Genomic DNA, 15,389 nt, shown 5'->3' with positions numbered 1-15,389 from the left:
AAACAAAGGTTTCTTTTAACCTTTTGCTACTTTGGTGGGGTTTTTGGTGGGGTTCTGCTTATTTATCGCCTGATTACCATTGAAACGAAGTTTTGTTTCAGATGCAGTCTTTATATTAATATTTCCAGCCATCATTTCTGCTATCGTATTATCCGCCCCAGTCCACATATGGGCATAATGCTTTAATGTGATTTCTGGACTTGAATGGCCCATACGTTGGGATAAAACAAGAACTGAAACATTAAATTCATTGATTAGATAAGATGCATGTGAATGGCGTAGCCCCTTCGCTTGTATCTTCTTCACTCCCGCCAATTTTGCATATCGAGAAAGCATCCTACCAATTGTTGATTTAATCATGGGCAAACCATCATAACTAAAGACAAAATCATCTACTTTCCCTAAACCTATAGTTAGCTGTCTTTCACGCCAAACTTTTAATATGTTTATAGTGTCATCATCAAGCGCAATGGTTCTCTTTCCATCTTCAGTTTTTGTATAAGAGTTTCTTTTCCATTCTGTTCTCGTTTTAAGAATCAACATATGATGGACACGCATACGTTTCTTTTTCAAATCAATATCAGACCAATTTAAAGCAGTTCCTTCATTCACTCTGATACCGGTCATGTAATAGACCCATATCATAACAAAATTTAAGTGTTCATAAAAGTCATCAATATAAATTTGATTTATTACTTGTTCAAACTCTTCTTTTGTCCAATATGCAACAACTGCTTTACCTTTTGGTATTGCTTTAACTTTCTTTGATATATTGTATTCCAAATACTGCATATCAACTGCTTTATCTAAACTCTGTCGAAAGACGCCAAAAACCATACTAGCGTAGGATTGAGAATATCCAGCTCCTCCTCTTTTTTTGCTCGTTAATAGCCATGTACGGAAATTTTGTACATCCTCAATAGATATTGATCTAAGAGACATCGAACCAAACCTATCTTTTATTTTTTCAAGAATCCCTTCCCTAACTTCAAAGGTACTTTCTTCAACTTCTGTTTGGTAATAAGGTATATAGACTTGGTTCATGAATTGTTCGTAAGTCATCTTATAATTCGAGAAGTTATTAACTTTATGGTATTCTCTTTTCAATCGTGTTAACTCTTTATTAGCCTCAAAGGCTGATGCAAAGGGTTTTCCATTAGCATCTTTTCTTCCTTTTTTTCTTATCCTCTTACCTGTTATACGATCTATTCCAAATTCAGACTGATAAAAAAACCTTCCTTTTTCGTCTACATAGACTCCTGGATATTTTGTTTTTTCTTGTTTCTTTTTCAAAGGTGATCATTTGACCTCCTTTTATTCATTTCTCCTTTTAATCTAGTTACCTCTTTATGAGCTTCAAAAGCAGACAAAAAAGGTTTTCCATCACTCCCCACTTTAGATTTTTTACGTATTCTTTTCCCTTCACTATGACTCTCTATTTGATAAAAAATAACTCCGTTATCATCAATGTAAACATCATCATACTTAGTTCTCTTTTTCATTGGGAAGCTCCTCTCACTTCTTCTGATAAAGACACCCCTAAAATAGATTCAACTACATCTCTCGGAACTCTTCCGAGCCTTTTATTATTATAATAAGGGCAACCTTTTTGAACCATGATCGCTTTTGCTTCTCTAATTAAATTCACAGCTTGATATTTTTTATATCCAATTTTGATCAGATCATCTTTACATATTGTTGTACCCATTAAAATTCTCCTTTCATAACACAATAATTATTTGACCTGCACATTATCAACAATCCATTTATTCTCTTTTTTTATTAACTCCGTTTGAATAATAATGGTTTGTTGTGTGGTGATGGCATTCACCGTAAGCGCGATTTTTGCTTCATTAAGGTATAATTCATGCTTTTCATCAACTTTCTTTGAATAGCTTTCTAAAGAAAGTAAATCCCCCTGCATGGTTACACTATGTTTCTTTGGAGCCTTCGAGGGGAAGGCATAACTCATTGCTTTATCGGTCGCCAACTTTCGAACAGCCTTCTCCCGATCGTCAGCATCTTCATACTGAAAGAACGCTTCAAAGAATTTCTGATTCACTTTAGCAGCTTCAGATTCTGCCAATTGACTCATTTTATTCTCGATTTTTTGTTTATCTCTAATAGCTTGATTTTTCTCATCAGTCAATTTGTTGTAAGTCATGTAGTAGCTGAACGCCCCTAATATCAATATGACACCACCTATTAGCCAAAATATTTTCTTCACGAAATAACCCCCTATTTTTTTATACGACCAAATGAAACTAAGTGATCTCTCCAATATCCTTTTTTCAAATCAGAATATTGAACGCCACTATCATTAGAATTGAACATTCTACCTTCACCAACATATATGCCAACGTGTGTGATGAATTTTCCTTGATACGTTCCAGTAAAAAAGACTAAATCCCCCGCAACTGCTTCACTTTCAGCAATCTTTTTCGTTGCGCCATACTGTTCTTGGGCTGTTCTTGGCAATGAAATACCTGCCTTTCTATAAGCCCATTGAACAAGTCCAGAACAATCAAAACCCGTATTAGGAGTTGAACCAGCCCATTGATATGGATTCCCTTCGTATTTAAGAGCTTCATTCATAATGACTTCATACCCTTCAATAGCTCCATTCACTGGTTTAACGCTTCCACCGCCTTTTAGATACCGAAAGACGTTATCAACATAATTGGGATCACCATAGCTTCGCCAACCTAATTTCAAGGCTTGAAATTTGCTAAATTCTAGCGCAAGAGCTTTTGTATACTTTCCTCCACGTTCCTTCACGAAGTCAATAAATCCACCACCGTAATTGTAAGACTGTAATGTTAATCGAACGTCTCCACCTGCTTTTTTATAGACAGCCGCAAAGTGCTTTATACCAACCTGTATCGAATATTCTGGATTGGTTATCGTATTAGGCGGCAAACCTATTGATTCGCTTGATTGCATGATGTCAAGATAACGCCCCCCACTCTCTTGCATAGTAAGAGCCATTATAATGTTTAATTGATCATAAACCCCTTCTTTGCGTGCATATTTTTCAAAAATGTGACGAATCCTTTCGATCTCTGGCGCAATGCCATTTGTCATGTACTCATCATCACCACCGCCAATTTCTTCTTTTTGGTTACTGCCCCCGAATATCAACACAACCACAATCAACAATCCCCCCAAAAATGCGATTGGAAGAACAGTAAAAAAAGCCGTCAATAGCTTTTTCATGATCTGTCACCTCGACCATTTTTGCTTTGACGGCTCTCTATGTGGTCTAACTCAATTTTTACATGTTTTGGTTGCTGCTGAATAACTCTTTTAGTTTTTGGTTGTGTATTTGACGTGGCATTTGGCGTCTTAACTGTTTCAGTATCACTTTTTGGAACAGTAGTTAAAGTTTTTGGTGTACTTCTATTTCTGTCTGGATGGATTTGTTCACTAGACACTTGATCATTTCTTTCTACATCAACATTAGCAACAGTATTCAAAGGCTTTTGATTACTCATATTTCCCTCTGCTAACGTTTTTTCATTAAAGCCTTGATCGCTTCTTTCAACATCAATTTTAGGAACTGACGTTGAAGCCTTCGAGTTACTGGTCTTTTCTTCGGCAATATGTTCTTTAATTTGATCACTTCTTTCAGCATCCATTCTAGGAATAGATGATACTGGTATTGTGTTATTCCCTTTGCTTTCTGCTTCTAGATTTTCTTTAGTCAACTGGTCATTTCTGTCTATATCAACTTTCGGTAAATAATTTGATGACGTTGGACTACTTTTTCTTCCTTCGGATTCCAAATCAGCTTTTGTTTGTTCACTTCTATTCACATCAATTTTCGGCAAATTAGAAGCGCTTGTACCTGTTTCCTTTTGATCCGTTCTTTCCACATCTTCTCCGTCGACTGTATACAATGGCGGCTTATAATCATCAGCTTTTGTATCTACATTTGAACCATCAAGCTGCCGTCCTCTTTCAACTTCTTTTTTCGGAGAAGCATCACTCTTAAGAGGATTATTCTGTGAAGTTCGATCAAATTTAGATTTAGAATTTCCGTCAGTTGATTGATGCGGCGCACTACGTTTATCTCCTAAAGGCTGTTCTTCAGCCGCCTTTGCTGCATCACGTTTCTTTTTCCACTCACTAAAACTATTACCAACTTTTTTCATTCGTTCCCATGAAGGCTGCACAACCTGTTTTCTAGTGTTTTCAAGTAGGTTGGCGTCCACCGATTGAACTTTACCAGCAGTCACAAATTTGATGATATTGTCACGTTTTAAGAACGCAAAGATCAGAACCGATGACATTGCTGCTACATTTAAAAAATACATTCCTAAATTAGTTGGCGGAATAGTTTTGTTAACAATAACGCAGATAGCATAAACAAATACAAGAACAAGAGTTAGCATTGCTTTCATAATAAACAAAGCGAACATTCTCCCTAGCGACACAAAGCCACTATAGGCAAATTGCGGAACATAAGAAAGAATAAACGCAAAAGGAAGAAAGAATGCGATCGCCAAAACAATAATTTGAATCAAGAAGTTAAGAAACGGAATCAAAAAGAATGGAACACCTAGAGAAATTGCGGCAAGCATTCCTATAAATGAATAACCTAACTGTGCATAAATACTTCCCTCTGCAATACTTTGGTTTTTATATTCTTTTACCTCTTTGTCATTAACGAACTCTTTCTTTGCACTTCGACCCTCACTGGTCAATTTGAAAGAAAGTAGCGTATCTATACGATCAAGCCCACCTTTTCCATCCCCCTTCTTCAAAATTGTTTTTTCATTTGGTGTACCATAGTTAGTCACCAAATAAGGACTTTTCAAGGCAGCATTAAAATAAAAGTTTCTCAGAACGGCTGTCGTTCCTTTGAGCTCTTGACCTTTTTTCACGTCATCCATGGTTAAAGAAGAATCACCTTTACTCGAAAATGAATCGGTTAACTTATTACCAACTGTGATTAATTTTCCCTGTGTTTCTATCGACAAAGCATTCAGAGATTCTATCCAATATCCAGCTTTACTGACCCAAAGCCCTGCCACAATCATGACCATAAAAAATAAAACAAAACGTCTCATACCTTCTTTAAAACTTCCACGAATCAAAAACAGATAGACTACGAAGCCTATCATAAATACAAAAATTATTTCTCCGAAGCTATTCTTTAGCACGCTGTACATTTTCTTTGAGACATCCGTCACAGCATCACTAAATCCTTCTATCGGTTCAGCACTCATAAATAAGTCCATCGCTTTATCAACGACAAGAACTATTATTTGCGTTGTGCCTAGCATTACATTAGACAAAGAAACGATAGCACCCTTTATCATTCCATCCTCGGCTTGGTTGTGGGCCTGATAATGCTCCAATGGAAAGCGACTTATTTCAAGCTCAACTCCCCCTACTTTCTCTACTTTCGGTTGTACTGTTTTATCACCATCTTTATCCTCAGCACTTGCAACAGCCATAATAGAAATTAATATTAAGAGGATTATAGACACAATGATTAAATGCTTTTTCATCTCATCACTCCTAAAAATTGAAATAAAAATAGCCGTCCAATTAAGGAACGGCTTAAAAATGACTATTTACTATTCAATCAGACAGTTCAAAATACGCTTTTAGCAATATTGCATAAAACACACCAATTGATGGATGTTTTAAGGTATAATCAAAAAAGAGCCTAGGCTAGTGCAATAGCCCAAGCTCATTCCACCTCAAAGGAGGTGAATAAAATGATGAAAATTACAACTTGCTTGTTTTTAATAATAGCTTCAGCAAACCTTCTGGTTAATTTGCTGATCTTAATCAAGCAAATGTAAGTTCATCTAGTCTGAAGAATGGTCCAGTTGGGCCATTTTTTTGTTTTTCCTCCGCCTTCAAATTAAAAGACCTCATCGGATATATATGTTATTTGGCGTTTATTAACGCCTTGATTACGCATTCTCTTCGCCTTTAGCTTCAAAAAACAAACTGTAAAGACATCATTCTTTAATTATTTGTTGCGCCTCGAGTATAATCTTTCGTTTAATACCGCTATGCTCCCGCCTTCTCTCCGTCCTTTATCCGATGGAAAGCGACCAGAAACACAAGAGAAGATGTGTTATTTGTACTTTATTCAAAATGGAAACACATCATTTTGCAATTATTTGTTGCGTCTCGTGTATACTCTCTCATTCAATACCGCCATGCTCCCGCCTTCTCTCCGTCCTTTATCCGATGGAAAGCGACCAGAAACACAAGAGAAGATGTGTTATTTGTACTTTATTCAAAATGGAAACACATCATTTTGCAATTATTTGTTGCGCCCCGTGTATAATCTCTCGTTTAATACCGCTGTGCTCCCGCCTTCTCTCCGTCTTTTATCGTTGAAAAACGTCCAGAAACACAAGGTGAGATATGTGTTATTTGTACTTTATTCAAAATGGAAACACATCATTTTGCAATTATTTGTTGCGTCTCGTGCATACTCTCTCGTTTAATATCGCTGTGCTCCCGCCTTCTCTCCGTCCTTTATCGATGGAAAGCGACCAGAAACACAAGAGAAGATGTGTTATTTGCAATACTTTTGTTTTACGCTGTGCTTTGTGTATAAATTTTATTTTAATGCTCTAATTCATTGCAATGGTTTTGTTTAATAAAATTTTAAAAAACTCGTGTAACCTCGTGTAACCTCGTGTAACCTCGTGTAACCTCGTGTGTAATTACAGTTTCCTGTAGTATATCATATTTCTGTATACATGTACTCAGAAGTATGATATTCCGACTCAAATCATTAATTCAATGTTAAAATCATAAATACATTTCTTCCGCATATGCAACCTCACTTTTGTTGATTGTTTCAAATGCCCCCATCCACTCATCAAACAAACATTCAATAGAAATTTTTGCAGTACGTCCATAAATATCCTTGAATAAGCATTGACCCTGAAACATGGATTCAAGCATTTTTTTGTTTTCCTCACTCGGTTCAAGATTCATCCATTTCAAGACTTCTTCACGTTCGTTTGGCTCATCGAAAGCAAAAGCGACACCGAAGTTTCCTGTATCATCCTCATGTAAAGCATCCTTTGTTGATTGTGAGATGAAGAATTCAGCATTGTTGTAAGAACGCCCAATACGTCTCATTTGACGCTCTACTTTTTTACCCTGTGGTGAAGCTGTAAATATCCATGCTTCATCAATAAATTCCGCTGTTTTTTCTTCTGCATTCATTCCAAAAAGCTCGCAAAACTTACCAAGCGCAAACATGACCGCACTTGATTTTAATTGTGACTTCGTAAAATTTTCTATACGTTCCCCAAAGTCTGGTAAGTCCATGTTCTCAACTTCTAAAATTGTGATTCGCTCTTTTAAAGACAGTGAAGGATTAGAACCATCATGAACTAGCAACTTCATGATAGAGTCCTGTACAACCTCATATAAATAGTCTCCAGCTTTTTGCACTACTTCTTCTTTATGCTTCTGCAATTCATAAATGACATGCAGCGATCCAACTTGTTCACCACGTTCTTTCCTTTCGAGCACTTTTGTAATTGCTCTTAGAAAAGCAGTGCTCACATCATCTTTGCCTTTAAAATCATATACCTGTTCAAATATAACTTCTAACAAGTCTTTCGCTTTACTTGACGGCATGAAGGAAATTGGGTCTAATGCGCCCCAGTTCTCTTCTTGTTCATGATCTAATGTTATAAAATGATAATTCTCTAAATGCTTAATATACAAAGGGAAATCTTTACGAGTTTGTGGGTTGCTGATAACTTTTCTAATCCATTTCCTCATTTCCTTTTTCGGGTCGATGTACAGCGATTTAATATCCATAAAGGATATATATGTGTACAACAGCTTTGCAAGGAAAGACTTACCATTACCTGTATCGCCTGTAATTAAGCAATGCGGCGATCTAGTTTTTGAGCCTTTAATTTGCTGATTAGCAAGAAAAGGATGAAACAAAACAAAGTCTCGACTTGATCGAATGGCGCTTTCTAAATCTGTATGCTTATCAAAGCGATCTCCCCATCCTAAAAAGAAACCAATCTTTGAACCAACAAAAGAATCAACTCCCAATAAGCATTCAGCCAATCCATTTTGTGTTGTTTTTTGAATCCAGTTTTTATCCATGACATCCAACTTTTCAGCAGGAAGCATTTTATAAAAAAGCGACAGTTGATCAGCAATAGGAATCCTACATTTAATTCCTGCCCCTTTTAAATGTCGAACAACCAGACGAGCCTTTTCAGCGCATTCTTTTTTAGTGCGTCCGTCAACGATCACAACAGCAAGCCAGTTGATCAAAGACACTTCTTCTTTCTTAATCTTGTTTTGAAGGTCTTTGACCAGAAATGCACTTGTCATTGTTGACTGGTCGCTTTCGTCTCCAACACTATACTTTTCATTTTGTTCTTCTCTCAATTGCTGGTGCTTAATATTTAATGTTGTCTTTGTCATAGACTTACTTTCTACTTTTGCCTTTACCTCTACCTCCACTGGAAAAGGCAAAGACTGAACCTCATAAAACAAGTTGCTATTTGCCATGTTATCTAGAAATTCGTCAACAACAATCATTGAAATATGACCTTCATCTTGATCACTAACGAGCTTTAACGCCCCTGGAATTGTTGGGTCTATAACAGTGTTTGTAATTGAATGAATATCGCCATTTTGACTCTCTTCCTCGACATCGTGATAAAGCCCCCTTATAAAGTGATAACGATTGATATATTTAAGCTCGGCTTCTCTCAATCTCTCCCCAAACACAAATGTAACCGTACTAGCCAAATCATCCTCAATCTCTTTATATTGTTCAAAAAATTGGGATGATACATCTTGTTCCCACCCAAGCATATTTACAACGGTGTCTGTGACAGTATTAAACATTGAAAGAACGTTGTCTTTAATATCAGCATCCAAACTAAGCAACGTCTTATTTAGCTTAATTCCAATGATGAAGTCGGGTCTTGTCAATCTTCCCAAACGCTGCTGCATCACACTTACTGTTTCCTGCATATAATATGAAGCTACTTCTAAAGCATCCTCATGTATATCCTTTTTCAATACATTCAAACGCCCTTCGAGATCAAAACGACTCGGATACATCATCAAATGAAAATCTTCATACTCTGTAATTTCTTCATAAAAAGACGTCCACTTGTCTTTATAAACTTCTATTTCATTTTCGTTTCGAGACGGAATGGAACTACTCTTTATTCGATAATACGCCCAAACGTCTCCCGTTTTCGTCAAGATCATGTTGTTTAGTATACTCTTCATTGGTGTTTTCAGATTCACCACCATTTTTTCGCACCACCTTTACTAATGACTTGAATTTTATTTCTTGATCATTTGCAAAATCCATAACTTTATCATTACAATATTTTTTCTTTGGCAATTTGATTAGAACAAGGTACTTTATCAAACCCCAAAAATACAGATAAATATTTTTCCCTTCTGGTTTAATCTTGGTTATTAGAATCGTTAAACCTAGTGGAATGCCAAAGATCACGATCACATAAGTATTTTCAAAGGCGCTAGGAAAAAATTTCCTAACACCTAAGAAAAAGCCAAAACTAATAGCGACAAAAATAAAATAGTTGATCGTGGGGATCAACTCTATCGCAAACGGTAAACTATAATTTTCAGTTATCCTTTGAATTTTCTTTGGTTCCCTAAGTGCCTTGCGATAGTTAAATACAAACCTCGACACTCTATCACCTCTTACATCGTTTTAAGTAGTGCACCAACCCAACCTGTGACAGTAGACCAGTTTTGAACGCAAAATACACCAGCACTTGTAATGATTATTGCACCGACCACTTTACCAATACTTAATTTCGCAAGATTTTTCAGAATTAAGTACATAGCTATAATCGCTATAGCCTGCACAACAACTTGCTTCCACCAACTACGCACACCACCAATTGTTGGTAAGTCTGCTTTGGCTCCTAAGATCAGATAGTCTAAAAACTCCATTTTTTTCACTCCTTATTGATGTTTTAGTTGTTTTACATAATACTGACCACTGTTTTTTGTAACGAACAAAGTAAAACGTTCTTTTATCGGTATGCTTGTTTCTTTTTCTTTGAAAATGACAACAGAAGATATTTCAAAGCCATCATCATTCTTGTAAATACTGAAGTTTTCGACATCACCAAATACCAGATGACCGTTTAAAGTCTCTGGTGTTTTCATGACATACGACATGTCATCTTTTGATTCTTCCGCATATTTTCGGAAGAATGTATTTAGAAATTCTTTTATGGCTGCTGTTTGATCTCCATCATATTCCTCACGATCTTCTTTCGTATTTGCTATATCACCTTTTAGGTCATATATTTCCGAAAGATATGGCGTACCATTTACAGCAAATTCGTCACCTCTATGTTTCACAGGGATATTTAATAATGCTGATTTATCAACCTTGTGTTCTTTCTTTTTGATCTTTACTACATTCGCATAATTCACCTTATATTGAAAAAGTGAATCTCCATCCCCTTTTTTGACATTGTAGAGGACATAATCATTTAATACTCGATCCCCCTGCGCACCAGATGTATCAAACCATGTTTCTTGGTCCATCTCATCATCAGCAACAAGATATTTCATCAAGGTATTTTGACGCTGTTCAGCAGCAGCCCTTTCATTTTTCACATTGATGTACTGCTCAATGAATCCAGATAAGAAGCGTTCTCCTGCTACAATAGACACTTCTTCTTTTTGCTTACTGTTTCGCTCTTGATTTCGTTCAATATCGTTTACTACAGATCTTGTATTGATCGACAGCAACACAGACAAGAAAGCAAAAAAGATGAGCGTTGCAATCATTGACCATATACCTATGGCAATCATTTTTGAACGATCTTTTGGAATTGATTTAGATTTCTTTTCTGGCTTTTTCACACCTTTCAGCTTCTTCTTAAAAGCTGAAAGCAATGGATTGTTTTCAATGACCATCTTACCGTCATTCTTTTTCTTTTTCATTTTTCCCCTCCTTTACATTAATTGACCACTTGAGCAAACGGATGCAGCAGTAAAGAGCTAGTAATACCAATGCAAACCCCAAAGAATTAACAGAAATGTGACGTATAACAATAGATTCATGAGTAAACAATCTATATAGAGAACCACCAAATGCAATAAGTATTATGAAAAACAATAAAGCAATTAAAAAATACCTAGCAATGCTGGCGATCCACTTCAAAAAAGTCATTATACATCCCCTTCCTTCAAGTTTTTATACTACTTAGTACTTTAAGTAGCATAAGACCAATAGACGTTAAATATAGTATTTTCAAAAATTGTATCCATGCCAAAACTGTAGAAGTCATTCCACATAGATAGAACAATAGAACGCCAATAACAACGCAAGAACAAGCAACTCCACCAAGAAAAAACAGTTTTATCATGACTAAAGAACCTCACTTTCAAAAAAGAGCAAGCCCCGAAAGACTTGCCCCTACATCATTTGTTATTTTTTTGCGAGTCCTTTAATGCTCGTTTGAATAAAGTCCATAAGCCATGGAACAAAATCCGTCAATCCTGCAAGAAGTGCCATTCCTACTGCTCCCGCAATTACTGCTGCTAATGTTCCCCATGAAAAACGATCCACATTCTCTGGTACTGCCATAATTATCATTCTCCTTTTTTTAGTGCATGTCTCCTGTGACATGCTCGATAAAGTTTTCAATATCTCGCATTACATTTGGATAATCATCTTTCAAACCCATTATTGTTAAACCCAAAACTATGAATAAAACCGCCATAATACCTAATCTAAATATGTTCTGTTCCAATCTACCTCCCTCCTTATCTAACCAAAGACAAAGCCCCTCCTCTTGCTGTAATCTCTTGTTTATGTCCACCAATCAAAAATTGATAAGTAGTTTTAATACTGTAAGTAATTTCAGTACCGTAAGGATACTTTTGGTTCAAAGAACTGCTTTCAATTTGAAAACTGCCCCCATACGAATCTTCATTCTTTTTCGTAATCGCTTGAAACGCATCTTTGGTCAATCCTCCTCTTCTCTCAATCTGGTAATTTGCATACTGCTTAAAGTCATTTATTTGATTTAACCTAATGCAATAGTTTGCCACATCCGCAACAAGAACAAGGCAGAAACAAAAAATATAAACCTTAAACAGTGTCATTACTGATCCTTCAACCATTTTTTATCACCCACCTCCATTAATAAACTGGATGGACTTCACACCATCTATCAATAGAGTGATAAAAAATGAGATCATCACAATCATGACTGGCATAGCAACTTTAGTCGGGAAAGTACCGAATTTCCGCAATTTATATTCAACAATGTCATCAACTGTCATGAATAATTGTTCATTCGTCATCTTTCCTAATTCATAGATAATGCTGTCATCATTTGAATTTTGCTGATACTCATACAAAGTGAGCATGAACAATCTAGCACTATCACCACCACTTGTATCATTCGCAAAATCTATAAAGGGCTGCACATCATTAGGCTTTTCATGCATTGAAATTAATAAATTTCTCAATGCATCTTTCAAAAGACCCTCATCAAGCCTTGATGATAGACGTTCAAATGCTTGATAGACAGTAGACATGTTTTCCAACAAATAAATGTAGACTTCCCTAGAGAACTTGAAAAAGACAAGCTCTCTTTGGAATTTTTCAACCTCATACCAACCCTTGATTTTCCTGTAGTCCATATGGTAAATGAAGCAGGCTAACGCCAATGCCACAACTGCTACAACTGGCTTAAAAGCAATTAATGGTAACGAAGCCAAAAAGATTGAAGCAGCTTTAAAGAATCTCTTCTTTTGAAATCCTTCAAAACTCAATTCTGGATTCAAATAGAGCAACATTTCACGCAAGTTACTTTCCCCGATTTTTTCCCAAAAAGAAAAGACCGTCTTTTGTTTGACCGTCTGTTTCGCCTTCTCGTTTTTCATGTTTTTAGATTCTCACCTCCGTTACAGCATCATCAAAATACCTTTGATTAAACTGATGATAGACATAGAAAATGATAGATAGGTAAACCGTATTCGCTATCATCCCCACTAAGGCATGTGCGTAAATATCAACGTATTTCTTTAGGGTAAATGAAAGCATAATACCTACAATAAACCCTATTGAATAGAGAATCATTGTTCTAAAGTCTTTCTTATGTTGCTGCTTATCTTCAATAAATCTTTGCTGTTTCAACAAAACTTTATTATGATAATCTTTTGTATCTTTGAGCGTCAAAATTGATGTGCGCCCCTCAACAAACATGATTCCTAGCTGCTCTATATATTGATCGAATTGCACATCATTTTTATATGCATTCCTCAAACTTTTAAAAGCCTTCACGATCTCCTTTTCATCTGAATCAACTAAAGTTATTTGAAGATCAATGAGCTTTTGTTTCAATTCACCTTCTGCATATTGAGCACATGCAGAAAAGGCCTCTATCAATGGCATGTCATCATTCGTCAATAATTGGGTCATATTATTTAAAAACCTGTTTCTTTCTAGAAAAGCTGCCATTTCATAATCATTTTTGACTTTTCTTCGCAACTGATAAAACCAACCATACGAACCACCAATCAATCCTGCAAGAATTGCCATCCACCAATAATGAAAAAGTAAATAAGTTAATCCTGCAAAACACACAAATGGAATCAAAATAAATTTTGCATATTCTCTTTTTTGTAATGGCTGACCAAATGCTATAGACATGGCACGTATTTCCTCTAAGCTATAGAGCTTCTTTTTACGAAATTTCATGGACCCCCCACCCATCTATAATTTTGTTTTGAAGTTGAATATCCACACGTTTTTCCATCATTCGTTTCATGAAAATGCTACTCACCTTACCCAGCACATATTCAAATCCTTTATTGGTGAGATCACAACGAAAAACCGTCAAGACTTCACCATTCGGCAAAAACTCCACGATTTCTTTCAAATACCTTTCCATACGCCCTTCTCCATCTTCAATTTTTTCAATATGAATCCCGAAATTTAGATAACGGAAAATATCCTCCCTCATAGATGTTTCGTCAATGTCGTAACCCATTTTCATCATATTAATAAGTCGTGATGGTATAGCACGAGCATTAACAGCGTGCAATGTTGTAATCAATCTGTGACCCGTTAAAATCCCTTGCATCATTTCATATGCTTCTTGACCTCGTGTCTCTGAAACAACCTGCCAAGCAGGGTTATTTCTTAAACCTGCTTTCACCAACATTTCAATGTTTATTGAAGGATTAGTGATCCATGATTTAATGTCCTTTTTAGGAAAAAGGATTTTCGCATGGCTCTCAGGAGTATCTTCAATCATGACAATATGATCTTTGTACTCAACAAACGATAACAGAAGTTTTTGCAGCTCGGTTTTACCTGTTCCAGTTCCACCAGCAATTGTGACGTTAGATTTAGAAGCCACTATCGCTTTCAATAAATCGAAAATATAATCTGGAGCAAAAGATTTAAAGTTCTCTTGATGTAAAGCTAATTTTGGTCTGACGACCCGAAGTGCCATTGTTGTACCATATTGCGCAATCTCCTTATGAACAGCATTTAAACGCAAATTAGAAAACGAAGCATCCAAGATAGGATTTTTTCGGGTGAATTCTTTGCGGCAGGCATTAGCGAATTTTTGAATGATCTTGATAATGTATGATTCTTCGATTTCTCCATAACGGAATTTCCCTTGATTCGTAATGACGTCAAGATGTGTACCGTTATACGAAATGTCTGTTACGCCCTCATACTCATCAATGATCTTTTCAATGACCCCTAAGCCAACGACTTCCGCCACGACAAATTTTAATTCTTCATTACTCAAATGAGGAAAGTCTTTCTTGACCACCTCATTCACTTTTCCCCTTGCTTCAAGATCGACAAAGGCTTTTAATAATTCCGAAGGATGATTTAGTTTTAAATGTTTTCGTACATCCTCCAGTAGCTTCTTTTGTTCCTCAATTTCAGTAATCATTTACGATCTCCCTTCGGTTTATCGACAACCAGTGTAGTTCGATATTCTTTATTTTTTTGATCGGTTAATATAATCTTTACAGCTTTCATTTTTTCATCAGCACCTTTGAGGTACTTATATTTGAAAGATGTTTTTCCAAGTTCCACGTTGTTTTTCTCATTAAAAGAACTTTCGAAATTCAATTCGAAAGCCCTCTGTGACAATTCAACTTTTCCTTCTTCTATTCTAATACTGTTATCTACGTTTCTAAGGCTCGCTATACGTGCCGATTCATTCATTGTAGCGATTATGCTATGTTGCTTATAATCAGCAACATAATAGTAAGTAGTCGCACCCACAATAAAAAGGATAACCGCCACCATCAGAAGAATTAATGGTACACCTTTCAACTCCCCTCCCTCCCTTCAAAAACCATTTTTTAACGCTTATCTT

General features: G+C 36.1%; 17 protein-coding genes. All 17 read right to left on the bottom strand.

Translation table 11 applies throughout. The annotated features are described in order from the left end of the window. Positions 1-15 precede the first annotated feature (15 nt). Positions 16-1,293 (bottom strand): tyrosine-type recombinase/integrase, encoded by a 1,278-nt coding sequence (locus NST01_RS03260; protein ID WP_106032825.1) that lies wholly within the window; start codon positions 1,291-1,293, stop codon positions 16-18. After that, complete coding sequence (locus tag NST01_RS03255) at positions 1,290-1,502, bottom strand: hypothetical protein (RefSeq protein WP_144667810.1); 213 nt, start codon at positions 1,500-1,502, stop codon at positions 1,290-1,292. Before NST01_RS03255 ends, NST01_RS03260 begins: the two co-directional genes overlap by 4 nt. After that, entirely contained in the window at positions 1,499-1,708 is a 210-nt protein-coding gene (locus NST01_RS03250) for a DUF3173 domain-containing protein (RefSeq protein WP_073979923.1), read from the bottom strand. The genes NST01_RS03255 and NST01_RS03250 overlap by 4 nt, the downstream gene beginning before the upstream one ends. Positions 1,709-1,735: 27 nt before the next feature. Continuing rightward, positions 1,736-2,227: a hypothetical protein gene (locus tag NST01_RS03245; RefSeq protein ID WP_268415866.1), complete on the bottom strand. Its 492-nt coding sequence runs from the start codon at positions 2,225-2,227 to the stop codon at positions 1,736-1,738. 11 nt (positions 2,228-2,238) lie between these two features. Next, positions 2,239-3,216 carry a bifunctional lytic transglycosylase/C40 family peptidase gene (locus NST01_RS03240; protein WP_341041485.1) on the bottom strand — a complete coding sequence of 326 codons (978 nt, stop codon included), beginning with the start codon at positions 3,214-3,216 and terminating at the stop codon, positions 2,239-2,241. Further along, complete coding sequence (locus NST01_RS03235) at positions 3,213-5,516, bottom strand: CD3337/EF1877 family mobilome membrane protein (protein WP_341041483.1); 2,304 nt, start codon at positions 5,514-5,516, stop codon at positions 3,213-3,215. The genes NST01_RS03240 and NST01_RS03235 overlap by 4 nt, the downstream gene beginning before the upstream one ends. 1,270 nt (positions 5,517-6,786) lie before the next feature. Beyond that, complete coding sequence (locus tag NST01_RS03230) at positions 6,787-9,093, bottom strand: ATP-binding protein (protein ID WP_445662200.1); 2,307 nt, start codon at positions 9,091-9,093, stop codon at positions 6,787-6,789. A 97-nt stretch (positions 9,094-9,190) separates the two neighbouring features. Next, on the bottom strand, positions 9,191-9,697 hold the full coding sequence (locus tag NST01_RS03225; RefSeq protein ID WP_268415871.1) for a conjugal transfer protein: 507 nt from the start codon (positions 9,695-9,697) through the stop codon (positions 9,191-9,193). An 11-nt stretch (positions 9,698-9,708) separates the two neighbouring features. Beyond that, positions 9,709-9,963 (bottom strand): hypothetical protein, encoded by a 255-nt coding sequence (locus NST01_RS03220; RefSeq protein WP_341041481.1) that lies wholly within the window; start codon positions 9,961-9,963, stop codon positions 9,709-9,711. Positions 9,964-9,975: 12 nt separating this feature from the next. After that, positions 9,976-10,971, bottom strand: coding sequence for a conjugal transfer protein (locus tag NST01_RS03215; protein WP_268415873.1), 996 nt, complete (start codon positions 10,969-10,971; stop codon positions 9,976-9,978). Positions 10,972-11,458: 487 nt separating this feature from the next. Beyond that, complete coding sequence (locus NST01_RS03210; protein WP_157840133.1) at positions 11,459-11,617, bottom strand: hypothetical protein; 159 nt, start codon at positions 11,615-11,617, stop codon at positions 11,459-11,461. A gap of 19 nt (positions 11,618-11,636) precedes the next feature. Beyond that, positions 11,637-11,783, bottom strand: a complete 147-nt coding sequence (locus NST01_RS03205; RefSeq protein WP_164847189.1) for a hypothetical protein — start codon at positions 11,781-11,783, stop codon at positions 11,637-11,639. Between the two features lie 13 nt (positions 11,784-11,796). Continuing rightward, a complete protein-coding gene (locus NST01_RS03200; protein WP_127687427.1) occupies positions 11,797-12,156 on the bottom strand; it encodes a hypothetical protein in 360 nt (119 codons plus the stop codon). Positions 12,157-12,162: 6 nt separating this feature from the next. Continuing rightward, positions 12,163-12,837 (bottom strand): hypothetical protein, encoded by a 675-nt coding sequence (locus tag NST01_RS03195; RefSeq protein ID WP_234891344.1) that lies wholly within the window; start codon positions 12,835-12,837, stop codon positions 12,163-12,165. A gap of 91 nt (positions 12,838-12,928) precedes the next feature. Next, positions 12,929-13,741: a hypothetical protein gene (locus NST01_RS03190; RefSeq protein WP_181891259.1), complete on the bottom strand. Its 813-nt coding sequence runs from the start codon at positions 13,739-13,741 to the stop codon at positions 12,929-12,931. Further along, positions 13,728-14,957 (bottom strand): CpaF/VirB11 family protein, encoded by a 1,230-nt coding sequence (locus NST01_RS03185; protein ID WP_181891260.1) that lies wholly within the window; start codon positions 14,955-14,957, stop codon positions 13,728-13,730. The genes NST01_RS03190 and NST01_RS03185 overlap by 14 nt, the downstream gene beginning before the upstream one ends. Continuing rightward, positions 14,954-15,346: a hypothetical protein gene (locus NST01_RS03180; protein WP_012009108.1), complete on the bottom strand. Its 393-nt coding sequence runs from the start codon at positions 15,344-15,346 to the stop codon at positions 14,954-14,956. Before NST01_RS03180 ends, NST01_RS03185 begins: the two co-directional genes overlap by 4 nt. Between the last annotated feature and the right edge of the window lie 43 nt (positions 15,347-15,389).

Origin of the sequence: Bacillus sp. FSL R7-0166 (assembly GCF_038008935.1) — a bacterium.
In the GTDB taxonomy this organism is placed as follows: domain Bacteria; phylum Bacillota; class Bacilli; order Bacillales; family Bacillaceae; genus Bacillus; species Bacillus altitudinis.
The sequence above is the reverse complement of the archived record's forward strand: the minus strand, read 5'-3'. Positions and strand labels throughout refer to the sequence as shown.

Coding starts and splice junctions, on each gene's coding strand:
- NST01_RS03255 (WP_144667810.1), bottom strand. CDS start 1,502: ATGAAAAAGAGAACTAAGTATGATGATGTTTACATTGATGATAACGGA.
- NST01_RS03250 (WP_073979923.1), bottom strand. CDS start 1,708: ATGGGTACAACAATATGTAAAGATGATCTGATCAAAATTGGATATAAA.
- NST01_RS03240 (WP_341041485.1), bottom strand. CDS start 3,216: ATGAAAAAGCTATTGACGGCTTTTTTTACTGTTCTTCCAATCGCATTT.
- NST01_RS03235 (WP_341041483.1), bottom strand. CDS start 5,516: ATGAAAAAGCATTTAATCATTGTGTCTATAATCCTCTTAATATTAATT.
- NST01_RS03230 (WP_445662200.1), bottom strand. CDS start 9,093: ATGATGTATCCGAGTCGTTTTGATCTCGAAGGGCGTTTGAATGTATTG.
- NST01_RS03220 (WP_341041481.1), bottom strand. CDS start 9,963: ATGGAGTTTTTAGACTATCTGATCTTAGGAGCCAAAGCAGACTTACCA.
- NST01_RS03215 (WP_268415873.1), bottom strand. CDS start 10,971: ATGAAAAAGAAAAAGAATGACGGTAAGATGGTCATTGAAAACAATCCA.
- NST01_RS03210 (WP_157840133.1), bottom strand. CDS start 11,617: ATGGCAGTACCAGAGAATGTGGATCGTTTTTCATGGGGAACATTAGCA.
- NST01_RS03200 (WP_127687427.1), bottom strand. CDS start 12,156: ATGGTTGAAGGATCAGTAATGACACTGTTTAAGGTTTATATTTTTTGT.
- NST01_RS03195 (WP_234891344.1), bottom strand. CDS start 12,837: ATGTTGCTCTATTTGAATCCAGAATTGAGTTTTGAAGGATTTCAAAAG.
- NST01_RS03190 (WP_181891259.1), bottom strand. CDS start 13,741: ATGAAATTTCGTAAAAAGAAGCTCTATAGCTTAGAGGAAATACGTGCC.
- NST01_RS03185 (WP_181891260.1), bottom strand. CDS start 14,957: ATGATTACTGAAATTGAGGAACAAAAGAAGCTACTGGAGGATGTACGA.